The 13,808-nt window shown below is 59.0% G+C and carries 9 protein-coding genes and 1 pseudogene; 7 read left to right on the top strand and 3 right to left on the bottom strand.

The annotated features are described in order from the left end of the window. Window positions 1-10: 10 nt before the first annotated feature. Complete coding sequence (locus tag DA792_RS15765) at window positions 11-322, top strand: 2Fe-2S iron-sulfur cluster-binding protein (protein ID WP_107720956.1); 312 nt, start codon at window positions 11-13, stop codon at window positions 320-322. Window positions 323-458: 136 nt separating this feature from the next. On the opposite strand, the gene DA792_RS22290 is transcribed toward DA792_RS15765, so the two are convergent. Then, window positions 459-599: a hypothetical protein gene (locus DA792_RS22290; protein ID WP_159075293.1), complete on the bottom strand. Its 141-nt coding sequence runs from the start codon at window positions 597-599 to the stop codon at window positions 459-461. Between the two features lie 216 nt (window positions 600-815). Continuing rightward, complete coding sequence (mntR, locus tag DA792_RS15760; RefSeq protein WP_107720953.1) at window positions 816-1,265, bottom strand: manganese-binding transcriptional regulator MntR; 450 nt, start codon at window positions 1,263-1,265, stop codon at window positions 816-818. A 187-nt stretch (window positions 1,266-1,452) separates the two neighbouring features. Here mntR and DA792_RS15755 point away from each other — a divergent pair, with 187 nt between their 5' ends. The 4 genes and pseudogenes from DA792_RS15755 (at window position 1,453) to DA792_RS15740 (ending at window position 9,728) form a co-directional block, all read left to right on the top strand. After that, a complete protein-coding gene (locus tag DA792_RS15755) occupies window positions 1,453-2,742 on the top strand; it encodes an Nramp family divalent metal transporter (protein WP_107720951.1) in 1,290 nt (429 codons plus the stop codon). Between the two features lie 147 nt (window positions 2,743-2,889). Beyond that, a pseudogene (locus DA792_RS15750) lies at window positions 2,890-6,332 on the top strand (DUF2126 domain-containing protein). Window positions 6,333-6,416: 84 nt separating this feature from the next. After that, window positions 6,417-8,840: a circularly permuted type 2 ATP-grasp protein gene (locus DA792_RS15745; RefSeq protein WP_107720950.1), complete on the top strand. Its 2,424-nt coding sequence runs from the start codon at window positions 6,417-6,419 to the stop codon at window positions 8,838-8,840. Window positions 8,841-8,843: 3 nt separating this feature from the next. After that, window positions 8,844-9,728: a transglutaminase family protein gene (locus DA792_RS15740; protein ID WP_107720948.1), complete on the top strand. Its 885-nt coding sequence runs from the start codon at window positions 8,844-8,846 to the stop codon at window positions 9,726-9,728. Window positions 9,729-9,734: 6 nt separating this feature from the next. Here DA792_RS15740 and ygiD read toward each other — a convergent pair whose 3' ends face one another. Further along, window positions 9,735-10,553, bottom strand: a complete 819-nt coding sequence (ygiD, locus tag DA792_RS15735; RefSeq protein WP_107720946.1) for a 4,5-DOPA dioxygenase extradiol — start codon at window positions 10,551-10,553, stop codon at window positions 9,735-9,737. Window positions 10,554-10,714: 161 nt separating this feature from the next. Between ygiD and DA792_RS15730 the strand changes: the two genes are divergently transcribed. Then, window positions 10,715-11,611: a LysR family transcriptional regulator gene (locus DA792_RS15730; RefSeq protein ID WP_107720944.1), complete on the top strand. Its 897-nt coding sequence runs from the start codon at window positions 10,715-10,717 to the stop codon at window positions 11,609-11,611. A gap of 131 nt (window positions 11,612-11,742) precedes the next feature. Then, on the top strand, window positions 11,743-13,659 hold the full coding sequence (locus tag DA792_RS15725) for an elongation factor G (RefSeq protein ID WP_107720942.1): 1,917 nt from the start codon (window positions 11,743-11,745) through the stop codon (window positions 13,657-13,659). Window positions 13,660-13,808 lie beyond the last annotated feature (149 nt).

The raw sequence follows: 13,808 nt of genomic DNA, 5'->3' as shown, positions 1-13,808 counted from the left end.
GAACCACCAAATGGCGCTTATTCATGTGAAAGATCGCGACGGCCACATACATCACCTCGATGCATCTTCTGGCCTGTCGATCATGGAAATCATCCGCGATGCCGGGCTAGCGATCGAAGCCCAATGTGGGGGCGCGGCCTCCTGTGCGACATGCCATGTCTATGTCGAAGAAACATGGCTGTCTCATCTGAAAGCGCAAAGTGACACGGAGGTGGATATGCTCGATTTGACCGACGGGTTGCGCGACAATTCCCGGTTGTCCTGTCAGATCCCCTTTAACGACGAGCTTGACGGGCTGACGGTTGAACTGGCGCCGGAATAAGCACCCACAGATCCGTCAGGGATTGCCCCGTCCCCTTCCGCTAAAGGATAAAACCTTGCGAGAGGGGGGGGCTTTATTGGGTCAATTCCCTTATTGCAGTGCACAACAGCCGTAGACGGTCCGCATGTCCCAGGCCTCATCGGGTGCGCTGAGCAGGATGGACCACGGGCACGGGCTCGCCGTTGGGGCCGATGTTTTGGTCGGACCCCGGAGTGTGATCGCCAAAGGCGATCATCGCCCATGTCGGCATAGGAGGCACCGGGACCGGAGCGGACATTTAATATGTCCCCCTCCGACAGGCCGACAACTTACATATAGGGGGACTGCGCCAGTGCGGGTCCGGTTGCAATAAATCCTGCAATAAATAGGTATTTCAATGCGTTGAGTTTCATACTGCTTTCCTTTGAGGAAAGCCTTGGGAATTCTGCGCTGTTGTCCAATAGGGGTGACCTAAAGAGGCCTGCGGCAGTTTCGCAGTGTCTCTATTTTTCCGCTATTTTTGCTGTGCGAGATAGGCCTCAAACGCCGCCAAAGTGCCGTCTGAGACGTGGTGCTCGATCCCTTCGGCGTCCAGTTCCGCGGTGTCTTCGGGCACACCTACGGCGATGAGCAAGGCCACAACCGTCCGGTGACGCGCCCGAACCCGATCGGCCAAAGCCGCGCCATCATCGGTCAAAAACACCCCGCGATAGGGGCGTGACGTTGCCAACCCTTCGCGTTTGAGCCGGGCAATGGCTTTGGTCGCGGTGGGTTGCGCCACGCCCATCCGTTCGGCGATATCGGCCACGCGGGCTTCGCCATGCTCTGCGATCAAATCGCCGATCATCTCAACATAATCTTCCAACAGTGCCACGGCCTGAACCTCGCGGGCGCGGGTGAACCGATCCGCTTGTGTGGTGTTTGGGTGTTCCGGGGAGGGAGCGGGCGAAAGCGATGGGGCCATGACGGCTCTCCTGTTCTGTTGGGAATGCTGTATAGCCTAGGGGTGACTTTTTCACCAGCGTTTTAGACCAGGGGGCGCCAACGACATGGGTTCGGGGGACAGGGCTGTCGTTCAGGTCAGTTTTACTGTTGCAATAAGTATAGCGTCGGCTATAAATCTGCTTGAAACCTATTTGTAAGGCGTTTTCATGCCCTCCCTGACCGATCGCACAAAACAAGGTATTTCCTCTGTTCTCGCAGGGGAGCGCGGTGGCTGGCGCGCACGCTTGTTGTTTGCCGGACCCGCCATCATCGCCTCCGTCGCCTATATGGATCCGGGCAATTACGCGACCAACATCCAAGCCGGTGCGGGCTATGGCTATACGCTCCTGTGGGTTGTGCTTCTGGCCAATCTGATTGCGATGCTGTTTCAGGCGCTCTCGGCGCGGTTGGGCATTGTGACGGGCAAAAATCTGGCCGAACTGTCGCGGGACAATTTCCCCCGCCCGGTGGTGTGGATCATGTGGGCGATCAGCGAAGTTGCGGCCATGGCGACCGATTTGGCCGAGTTTTTGGGCGGTGCCATCGGGCTTGCCCTGCTGTTTGACCTGCCTTTGATGGTCGGGATGATCATCACCGCCATCATCACCTATGCGATCCTGATTTTTGAGGGCAAAGGCTTTCGCCCGATGGAATTGATCATTGGTGCGCTCGTGGGCGTCATCGGCCTGTGTTACCTGGCCGAAATCATCATCGCGCCGATTGATTGGGGCGCGGCGGGCATGGGGATGATCACGCCGGAGTTGCCCGATGCGGCGGCCCTGACCATCGCGGTTGGCATCATCGGGGCCACTGTGATGCCCCATGCGATTTACCTGCATTCGGGTCTGACGCAATCGCGCGCCAATGTGCGTAACGCAGCCGAGCGGCGCAAAGTGTTGAAATTCTCCAACACCGAAGTCGTGGTCGCGCTTGCGTTGGCAGGCATGGTCAATATGGCGATGGTGATGATGGCGGCCTCCGCCTTTCACTTGGGGCATTCTGAGGTGGCCGAAATTGAAACGGCCTATCATACGTTGACGCCGCTTTTGGGCGCGGCTGCTGCAGGGATGTTCTTGGCCTCTTTGATTGCCTCGGGTATTTCCAGTTCGGTGGTCGGCACCATGGCGGGGCAGATGATCATGCAGGGCTTCTTGCATTTCCGCGTGCCGATTTGGATTCGCCGTTTGGTGACGATGGTTCCGGCCTTTGCGGTTGTCGCCGCAGGTGTGAATGCCACCGATGCTTTGGTGATGTCTCAGGTTGTGCTCTCTATCGCTCTGCCCGTGCCGATGATCGCGCTGATCATATTCGTATCGCGCCGTGAGATTATGGGCGAGTTTGTGATCCATCCGGGGTTGCGCATCTTGGCCGGGGTAGGGGCTGTTGTTGTGCTGGGCTTGAATTTCGTGCTTTTGGCAGAGTTCTTTGGCCTCAGCATGCCGTTTCTCGCAGGATAGCACCGCACCCGCTGTTTGCTAAAAAAATGATCGTTTGCCCTATTTTTCCCCGCCAAATCTCGACCTAAGGCGTTTTGCCCGTGAAGACGCGGGCAAGCGCTTATAGTCTGATAGGGATCGAGCATTCGGGCAAAGGGCGAACAGACCATGGCGATTTACGCATCCATCCATCACGTCACCCATTATAAATATGACCGCAATGTCGAGCTGGGTCCGCAAATCATCCGCCTGCGTCCGGCGCCGCATTCGCGTACGCGGGTGATTTCGCATTCGCTCAAAGTTTCGCCCGCCAACCATTTCGTCAATCGCCAACAAGATCCCTATGGCAATTGGCAAACCCGGTTTGTTTTCCCCGAACCCGTGCGGGAATTCAAAATCGAGGTCGATCTTGTCGCCGATATGACCGTCTATAACCCGTTCGATTTCTTCATCGAAGAAGAGGCCGAAGAATGGCCGTTTGAGTATCCGGCGGACCTGAAAGACGATCTTGTGATCTACCGCACGCCGGACCCCGAAGGCCCGCTTTTGGCGCAATTTATCGGCACGCTGGATCTTAAAAAGATGCGGACCGTGGATTTTTTGGTCGGTCTCAACGCCCAGATCGCCAATTTCGTGAACTACACCATTCGGATGGAAGCGGGGGTGCAGACCCCGAGGAGACGCTTGAAAAACGCTCCGGTTCGTGTCGCGATTCCAGTTGGTTGTTGGTGCAGGTGTTGCGCCATTTGGGTTTGGCGGCGCGCTTTGTCTCCGGCTATCTTATTCAGCTCAAACCCGATGTTGAGGCGTTGGATGGTCCGTCTGGCACCGATCATGATTTTACCGATCTTCATGCTTGGTGCGAGGTGTTTATCCCTGGCGCGGGCTGGATTGGGCTCGATCCGACCTCCGGTCTTTTGACCGGCGAAAGCCATATCCCGCTGGCCGCTACCCCACATTACCGCAACGCCGCGCCGATTTCGGGTGGCTATACGTCGGTCGGTGCGCCTGAGGTCAGCTTTGATTTCCAGATGGAGATCAAACGCGTCTCTGAACACCCGCGCATCACCAAACCCTTTTCCGATGACGCATGGGATCGGCTCAACGCGCTGGGGCATAAGGTTGACAAAGCTCTGGAGGAGGGCGACGTGCGCCTGACCATGGGCGGCGAGCCGACCTTTGTGTCGATTGATGATTTTGAAAGCGAAGAATGGAACACCGAGGCCGTGGGGCCGCAAAAGCGTGCCTTGGCGGATGAATTGATCCGGCGGTTGCAAACCCGGTTCGCGCCGGGTGGGTTCCTGCACTATGGTCAGGGCAAATGGTATCCGGGTGAAAGCCTGCCACGTTGGACCTTTTCGCTCTATTGGCGGCGCGATGGCAAACCGGTTTGGAAAAACCCGGACCTGATCGCCAAAGAAGACGTGCCTGTGCCCGCGGGGGCCACTGAGGCCGGGGCGTTTATGAAGAAATTCGCAGAGAACCTCGGGGTCGATCCGGTCAATGCTCAGCCCGCTTTTGAGGACCCGGCGGAGTGGATTTTGAAAGAATCCCTGTTGCCGCCGAACGTGAATCCAGAGAACAGCAAGCTGAAGAATCCCGAAGACCGCGCCCGATACGCGCGGGTGTTTGAACGCGGGTTAACCGAGCCGTCGGGGTACGTCTTGCCGATCCAGAGATGGCAATCAAAAGCCGGGTCGAATTGGATTTCGGAACTGTGGCAAACCCGGCGCGGGCATTTGTTTTTGGTGCCCGGTGATAGCCCTGTGGGCTTCCGCCTGCCGTTGGGGGCTTTGCCGCATATCCCGCCGGCGAACTTCCCCTATTCCTATCCGTCTGACCCGATGATTGATCACGGGCCATTGCCGGATTTCCACGAAAAGCTGTCCGAACGGCGTAAGGGTGTTGAGGCGGAAATCGCTCGACTGGCCGCCGAGGAAGAGGCGCGTGCGGCACAGGAAGCCAAGGAAAAAGCTGATCTTTTGCCCGAGGAATCCGTGGGCCACAGCCAGCCTGTGAGCCAAGCCAAAGCGTCAGAGGCCGAACGCCAGGCTTTGATCGCGCAGGGCATTGATCCCTCCACAAGCGAAGTGCGCACCGCGATTGCGATTGAGCCGCGCGACGGTCGGTTGTGCCTGTTCATGCCGCCCTGTGAGGCGCTCGAAGATTACCTTGAGCTGTTGGCCGCCGCCGAAGACACCGCCGAGGAGCTTGGCCTGCCGATCCATGTCGAAGGCTATTCCCCGCCCGAAGACCCGCGTCTCAACGTGATCCGGGTTGCTCCCGATCCCGGCGTGATCGAGGTCAACATTCACCCGGCGCACAGTTGGGACGATTGCGTGGCCACCACGGAGGCGATCTATGCAGAGGCGCGTCTGTCGCGTCTGGGCGCGGATAAATTCATGATCGACGGGCGTCATACCGGCACCGGCGGCGGCAACCACGTTGTTGTCGGCGGGGCGACACCTGCGGATTCGCCGTTTCTGCGCCGCCCGGATTTGCTCAAGTCGCTGATCCTGATCTGGCAACGTCACCCGGCGCTGTCTTATCTGTTCTCCGGGCTGTTCATCGGCCCAACCTCGCAAGCCCCACGCATGGACGAAGCGCGGCACGACACGCTCTATGAGCTTGAAATCGCCCTATCGCAGATCACGCCTCCAACCGAAGGCGCTGTGCCGCCCGCGTGGTTGGTGGATCGTTTGTTGCGCAATATGTTGACCGATGTGACCGGCAACACTCACCGCGCCGAGATTTGCATCGACAAATTGTTTTCCCCCGATGGTCCCACCGGGCGGCTTGGCTTGGTCGAGTTCCGTGGCTTTGAAATGCCGCCGCATCCACGCATGAGCCTTGCCCAACAGGTGTTGCTGCGGGCGATCATTGCGCGCTGTTGGAACGCCCCGGTTGAGGGCAAGCCGGTGCGGTGGGGCACGGTGCTGCATGATCGGTTCATGTTGCCGCATTTCTTGTGGGAAGACCTTTTATCGCTTTTGGCGGATCTCAAACTGCACGGGTTCGAATTGGACCCGGACTGGTATGTTGCACAGGCCGAGTTCCGCTTTCCGTTTTGTGGTCAGATTGAGGCCGAGGGCGTCCACTTGGAAATCCGTCAGGCGCTTGAGCCATGGCATGTGTTGGGTGAAACTGGCGCGATTGGCGGCACCGTGCGCTACACCGACAGTTCGGTCGAGCGGCTTCAGGTCAAAATGACCACGCTGCACCAAGATCGCTACCGCATCATGTGCAATCAACGTCCCGTGCCGATGGCGCGCACCGCCACCTCCGGCACCTCTGTCGGCGGCGTTCGGTTCAAGGCTTGGCAACCGCCGGAGGCGCTGCATCCGGTCTTACCAGTCAATGCGCCGCTGACCTTTGACATCTATGATGATTGGACGGGTCGGGCGCTTGGCGGGTGTACCTATCACGTTGCCCACCCCGGCGGGCGCAGCTATGACACCTTCCCGGTCAATGGCAACGAGGCCGAAGCGCGGCGTTTGGCGCGGTTTGAACCCTATGGTCATGCGCCGGGCACATACACCCCCGTCACAGAGGTCCCGCATCCCGAATTTCCCTTGACGCTTGACCTCAGGAGGCCCATCGGTCTGCTTTAAGCCTTGTTTAGGGCGTTTTGCGGTAGTCTAATCCCGCAAAATGCCCCAGAGGCAAAGGCAAGGTGAGGATACCCAAGGGACATCATGCCCAATTCAGCTCGGCCCACTGACGTGACGTCGGATTTCTTTTCCGCCTATCTGCAACGCCCGGGCGTGGCAGATGAGTTGTTTGACGCCAAAGGCCAGATGCGCCCGGTGTGGCGGCGGTTTGTGGATCGCTTTGCGCGTCTCACCCCGGCCGAGATTGAGGCGCGGTTTGAGCGCGGTGATCAATACCTGCGCGACGCGGGTGTGTTTTATCGCCAATATTCCAACGATCCCTTGGCCGAACGCGATTGGCCTCTGAGCCACATTCCGGTGATCTTGCACGAAGACGAGTGGTCCACGATTTGTGCCGGGCTGACGCAGCGCGCCGATCTTTTGGAACGGGTCATGGCCGATCTGTATGGTCCGGCGCGTTTGGTGGCGGACAATCACCTCCCGGCGGCTTTGATCGCGCGATCGCCACACTGGCTGCGCCCAATGGTCGGGGTGGAGCCGCGCGGTGGGCATTACCTGCATTTCATTGCGTTCGAGATTGGGCGTTCGCCGGATGGCACATGGTTTGTTCTGGGGGATCGGACACAAGCGCCCTCTGGCGCAGGGTTTGCGCTTGAAAACCGGATGGCGACCGGGCGAATTTTCCCCGAACGCTTTCCGCGCGCGCATATCCACAAACTGTCGGGCTTTTTCGGCACGTTTCGCAACGCGATGGAACGCCTGGCCTCGCCACGAGGGGAGCCCCATCGGGTGAGCGGCATCCTGACGCCGGGGCCGTCCAACGACACCTATTACGAACACACTTACATCGCGCGTTACCTCGGGATGATGTTGCTTGAGGGCGAAGATATCGTGGTCGAAAACGCCCAAGCCATGGTGCGCACGATTGAGGGGTTGCAGCCGCTAGGCATGTTGTGGCGTAGGATTGATGCGGCTTTTGCCGATCCGATTGAGTTCAATCCAAAATCCCAAATTGGTACGCCCGGTCTGATGGAAGCGGTGCGCGGCGGGCACCTTGGCATGGCCAATGCACTGGGATCTGGTGTGCTTGAGATGCGGGCGATGATGGCGTTTTTACCGCGGATGTCAAAGGTGCTCACCGGGCAAGCTTTGGCGTTGCCCAACATCGCAACATGGTGGTGTGGTGGCGCGCGAGAGCGGGCCTATGTTCAAAAAAACGCTCAAAACATGCTGATCAGCCCGGCGGATGCGGTGGATCTTCCGTTTGATCTTGGGGCGACCACGGCGCTGGGCGGTGAGTTTCGCGGCACCGCCATGGGCTCTATTGCGGATTGGTTGGAACGCGAAGGTGATCGGCTTGTTGGGCAAGAGGCGGTGACGCTTTCGACCACGCCCGCATGGCAGGCGGATGGCGCAGGCGGTGGCCAGATTGTGCCGCGCCCGATGACCGTAAGGGTCTTTGCTGCACGGACCTCTGAGGGCTGGCAGTTCATGAAGGGTGGCTATGCCCGTATTGGTCGCAGCGAAGATGTCACCGCCCTCGCGATGCAACGCGGCGGGTCGGTGGCGGACGTTTGGGTGGTCTCCGATCGGCCTTTGCCACATACAAAATCAGTCGCCCCGTCTGATGGTAATTTTCGCCGTGCCGCCCCCAGTATTCTCCCTGCGCGGGCCGCCGATAACCTGTTTTGGCTTGGTCGCTATGTGGAGCGCACCGAAGATGCGGCGCGTTTGATCCGGGCCTATCATTTGCGTTTGGCGGCCACCGACAACCGCAATGATCCGCGTTTGAAAGCGCTGCGCAGCTACATGGCCGGATATGGAATCGATCTGTCGCAAACCGTGCCTGAGGCGTTGATCGCGCGCATTTTCACGGCGCGGACTTGTGCGTTCAACGTGCGCGACCGGTTTTCGACGGATGGGATTTCGGCGCTGAGCGATTTGTTGAAAACCGCCACGCGGATGACCAAAACGGCACAGCCCGGCGATGATTGCGCGCGCGCGATGTCGGTTTTGGTGCGCAAAATTGCCGGGATCACCGGGCTTGTGCACGAAAACATGTACCGCTTTGCCGGTTGGCGGTTTTTGAGCATTGGCCGGGCTTTGGAGCGGGCGGATGCGATGGCCTCGCTTTTGGCGCGTTTCACCGGCGAGGATGCGCCCGAAGGGGCGCTCGATTTGGCGGTTGAAGTGGGGGATTCGATCATCACCCATCAGCGCCGCTACCGGGTCGAAACCAGTCGTGACACCGTGGTGGATCTTTTGGCTTTGGATGCCGACAATCCGCGCGCATTGTTGTTTTTGATCCGCGCCCTGCGTCAACATGCGGAGGCTTTGCCCAACGCACATCTGCACGGTCGTCCCTCCGAGTTGCTGCGCACGATTTTGCCGCTTGAGACCGGGATTGCCTGTGCCATGCCGGTCGAGATGACGCCGGAGCGGTTGAGGGCCATCAGGGCCGATTTGGCGCGGATTTCCGATCTGATCGCCGCGACCTATTTGAGGTGAGCGATGCTGTATGATGTGAGCCTGACGATCGAATATAATTACGCCGCCAGTTCAGATCGGGCACGTAATTTGGTGCGGCTGTTGCCCTCCAATATCACGGGCGTTCAACAGGTTCGGCAACGCCTGCTTCAGGTCACGCCCCGACCCGATGAGCGCCGCGATGGTGTAGATTTTTTTGGCAATGCGATGAGCATGGTGGCGTGGCATCATCCGATTGATGCGATTTCTCTCAGCCTAACGGCCAAGGTCGAGCGGTTTGACAGAGCCGCGCCGCTTGATTTTTCGCCACGTCTGACGGAGTTCGCACGGGATTTGAGTGCGGTGCATGGGCTTGGTCCGAATGCTCCGCATCACTTTGCCTCGGCCTCGCCGCTGGTGTCACCGTCCCCCGCGATGACCGCCTATGCCCGCGATCTCGTCACGCCAGAGATGACCGCGATGCAGGTCGTCGAAACGCTGGGTCGGGCGCTTCACCGCGATATGGCCTTTGATCCGGAAGCAACCGATGTGAACACGCCGCCTGAGGAGGCCTTTGAGAAACGCCATGGTGTCTGTCAGGATTTCGCTCATGTGATGATCGCGGCCCTGCGAGGGATCGGCATTCCGGCAGGCTATGTTTCGGGGTTTTTGCGCACCTTTGCCCCGCCCGGTCAGCCGCGTCTTGAGGGGGCGGATGCCATGCATGCGTGGGTGCGCGCATGGGTCGGTCAGGAGGCGGGTTGGATCGAATTTGACCCGACCAATGATCAATTTGCCGGAACAGATTACATCACCGTGGGCCACGGGCGCGATTATGGTGATGTCGCCCCGGTGCGTGGGGTGATGCGGACCTCAGGCGGGCAAGAAAGCCGTCAGGCGGTGGATGTGATCCCGCTTGAGGACGCCTAAGCGTGGTCAATAATAGATGAAACTGCGCATGGACACCGAGGCGATGTCGATGGATGAGTTCATAAACATCAACGCATCTTTGGCGTCTGAGGCCCCGGCAATCGTCAGCGCCGGAAGGTAGTGATCCAGCGACGGATGGGCCAGTTTTAACAGGGGGCCAAGCCCCTCACGGTCCGAGAGCACCGCATGGTCGCGTGCCATAAGACGTTCGGCAAACAGTCCGTCAAAATCCAGCGCCCAGTCATAGGGTTCGGCCCCATATTTCATCGTGCGCAGATTGTGAACGATGTTGCCAGATCCGAGGATCAGCACACCGCGATGACGCAGCTCAGACAGCGCCTGACCAATCTCAAGGTGATGTGGCAAGTCTTTGGTCATATCAATCGACAGCTGAAACACCGGCACATCCGCCTCCGGGTAAAGCCATTTCAAAACCGACCAAGCGCCGTGATCCAACCCCCAAGTGTCATCGCCCTCCGCGTGGTGGCTGGCGAGGAGTGACACGACTTCTTTGGCCACATCCGGCGCGCCTTGGGCAGGGTAGTGTTGGGCAAACAGTTCCTGTGGGAAGCCGTAAAAATCATGGATGGTTTTCGGCAAGCGCGACACGTCCACGAGTGTTGACCCTCGCGTCATCCAATGCGCTGACACCACCAAAATCGCTTGTGGTCGCGGCAGAGAAGACCCCAATTCGGCCCAACTGCGCGAATAGCTGTTGTCCTCAATCGCGTTCATCGGGCTGCCGTGACCCAAAAACACAACCGGCATCCGGTCCGAAGATTTGAGACGGTCTTTCAGGTTCTGAAGGTCTTGTGAGAGGCTCATCGTGATGTCCTTTGCTGTGCGAATACTGTCTGAAGACTGTGCGAATACTGTTCGGGGACCTTTGCCCCAATGGCTTGAGCCAAAGATGGCGCTTGATATGAGGGAATGAAATGGTGAAGATGTGGAATGACTCAGAATAAAATGTTCTTAATGTTCACGCGATGGACCTGATTGACGGTCTCAAAGCCTTTGTCGCGACGGCGCAAACCGGGTCGTTTACTGCGGCGGCGGAACGGCTTGGCATGTCCAATCGACTGACGTCAAAATATGTGGCCGAGTTGGAACAGCGCCTTGGCGTGCGAGTGTTGCAACGCACCACGCGCAAGGTTGGCATCACCTCGGCGGGCGAAGAACTTTTGGCCCGTGCGCCTGCGCTTTTGGACGAACTCGACGCAATGCTCTCGGCGGTGACCGAGGACAGTCGCGGGTTTTCCGGCACATTGCGGGTGTCCGCACCCGTGACCTTTGGCGAGACCTATGTTCAGGGCCTGATGCAACGCTTCGCTGCCCCGCACCCTGACCTCACCATCGACCTAAGGCTCAACGACAGCTATGTCGATTTGGCCGCCGAAGGGGTCGATTTGGCGTTTCGGATCGGCCCGCCGGATCAACCAACCTTGAAGGCGCGCAAGCTGGGCGAAATCCGCAGTGTACTTGTCGCCTCTCCGGCCTATCTCGCCGAGCACCCCGCACCAAAGCGACCCGAAGATTTGGCGCACCACAGATGCATCATTGACACCAACCGCCGACGTCCGGCGCATTGGGTGTTTGTGGAGGGCGCGCAGGAGAATGCGGTCACCGTGCCCAGTCGGTTCATGGTCAACAGCGCACGGGTGGCGCGGGATTTGGCCGTGGCCGGGCAAGGGATTGCCTTTTGCCCTCGCTTTGTTTTGGATGATGATCTTGAGGCCGGGCGTTTGGTGTCGCTGCTGGACGGGTTTGCCGCCCCCGGTCACCCGATCAGCGCGGTTTACCTCGAAGGGCGCACTTTGCCTTTAAAGGTGCGTGCCTTGATTGATTTTGCGCTCAGGGACATGCGCCAGGTTGCCATTGCCTAGCACGGGGGCGTCAATAATTCTGCTCCGGTTTGACCTGAACCAAGGTCACGCGGTGCGCCGGGGCGTAGCCTCATCCCCAATCGCGCCTTTTGAAATGGGCGTGAAAGGACGATGACCCGGAGGATTACCGCATGAAAACCGTCACCATTTTAGGTCCATCTCAATCAGGCAAATCAACCTTGGCCAAAGCGCTCGCTGGGCTTGAGGCGGGCACATCCCGCTCTTTGAGCCTATTTGGTGAGGCTGCGGTCACGATGTTTCGCTATCTGGATGAGGACTGGGCTGTGCTGGACTGTCCGGGCGGTGCTGAGGGCCTGTCGCTCACCGGATCGTCTTTGGCCGCGAGTGATGCGGCGGTGCTGTGTGTGTCCGCAGATGTGGACGCTGCGGTTTTGGCCGCGCCTTATCTGCGCCTGTTGGAGGCGTCCAATGTGCCGACGCTGATTTTCATCAACAAGCTCGATGTCGCAACCGATCGCACCAGCGATGTGGTTGCCGCCCTTCAGGCCTATTCGGCCCATGGGATTGTGCTGCGCGAAGTGCCGATCCGCGAAAATGGCGAAATCACCGGGGTGGTGGATCTGATTTCTGAACGGGCTTGGGCGTTTCATGACGGCGCGCGGTCATCCTTGGTGGAGGTGCCAAAAGATATGCAGGCGCGCGAACAAGAGGCCCGTGCCGATCTGCTCGAACATCTTGCCGATTTCGATGATGCGCTTTTGGAAGAGTTGATCGAGGACCAAAAGGTGATGAGCGATGAAATCTATGAGGTCTCGACCAAAGTGCTGCAACATCACGACCTGATCCCAACCTTTCTGGGCGCGGCAGCAAAGGGCAATGGCCTAACGCGGTTGATGAAAAGCCTGCGCCATGAGGTGCCGGGGATTGAGGCGCTCTCGGATCGGTTGGGCGCGTCTCCCGTCGCGGTTGGGATTTTTGCCGATCAGGTCAAACACCTTGGCAAAACCGTATTGATCCGCGCCGTGGGCGCAGAGGTTTCAGCGGGCACAGAAGTGGCGGGCGGCAGCATCGGCAGCCTCGTCGATATCGACGCCAAAACGCCGGTCGGCCATCTTGCGCCCGGTGCGCTCGCATTGACGGTGAAAACCGATCACCTGTCCCTGCGCACCCCGGTTTATGGTGCAAGTGAGACGTTTGACACGCCGGTTTGGGCCACGGCACATGCGCCAAAGCACAGAGGCTTGATCTCGCCCGTCAATGACCGCGATGACGCACGCTTGTCCTTGGCTTTGACGAAATTGGCCGAGATTGATCCGGGTCTGAGCGTTGAGCAGGACGGCCAAAGCGGCAAGGCGATCTTGGCGACCCAAGACCAACGTCATCAACGCCGTGTTGTGGCAAAACTCGATGAGGTGTTTGGTGTGTCGGTCACACTTGAGGCGATCCCGCCTGCGCTGTTCGAAACCATCACGCGCCGGGTTGAGACCCAGCATCGCCACCGCAAACAATCCGGTGGTGCCGGGCAATTTGCCGATGTGGTGATGGAGATCGAACCTCTGCCGCGTGGTGCAGGATTTGTTTTTGCCGAGACCGTCAAAGGCGGGGCAGTGCCGCGCAATTACATGTCGGCGGTTGAGGCCGGTGTGCGCGATGCATTGGTCGAGGGGCCAAACGGTTGGCCCGTGGTGGACATCAAAGTCACACTCAAAGACGGCAAACATCATGCGGTGGACAGCTCCGATCATGCCTTCCGCACCGCTGCCAAAGGCGCCGTGCGCGACGCAATGGCGGAGGCGAAACCCATCGTTTTGCAACCGATCCACCGGATCAGCATCCATGTGCCAAGCCCGTTTTCAGGCGGATTGGTGCCTTTGGTGACGGGGCTCAAGGGACAGGTTCTGGGCTTTGAGGCCGAAGGCGATGTGGCCGGATGGGATGTGTTTTCGGCCCTTTTGCCTGCCGCATCTGACGCGGAGTTGTTTCAAGCCTTGGGCAGCGCGTCGCGCGGCACAGCATGGTATGAGGCGGAACTGGATCACTATGAAGAGGCCCATGGCGCGGTCGCAACGATGGCCCCGGCGACCTGATTGAGCGCCCCCGCACAGCAAACCAAAATATGAGCCGCCGAGGTCTCTTCGGCGGCTTTTTTTGAATTTGGCCCCTCAGCGAGATAAGTGCGACGGAAATCCGACGCTCCTGCGTAATACAGGTTCAAACTCTCTGCGCCGCGGCATCT

The sequence above is a fragment of the Celeribacter baekdonensis genome, assembly GCF_003047105.1.
Taxonomy (GTDB): Bacteria; Pseudomonadota; Alphaproteobacteria; order Rhodobacterales; family Rhodobacteraceae; genus Celeribacter; species Celeribacter baekdonensis_B.
Note: the sequence above shows the minus strand (reverse complement) of the source record. Positions and strands in the feature narration are given on the sequence as shown.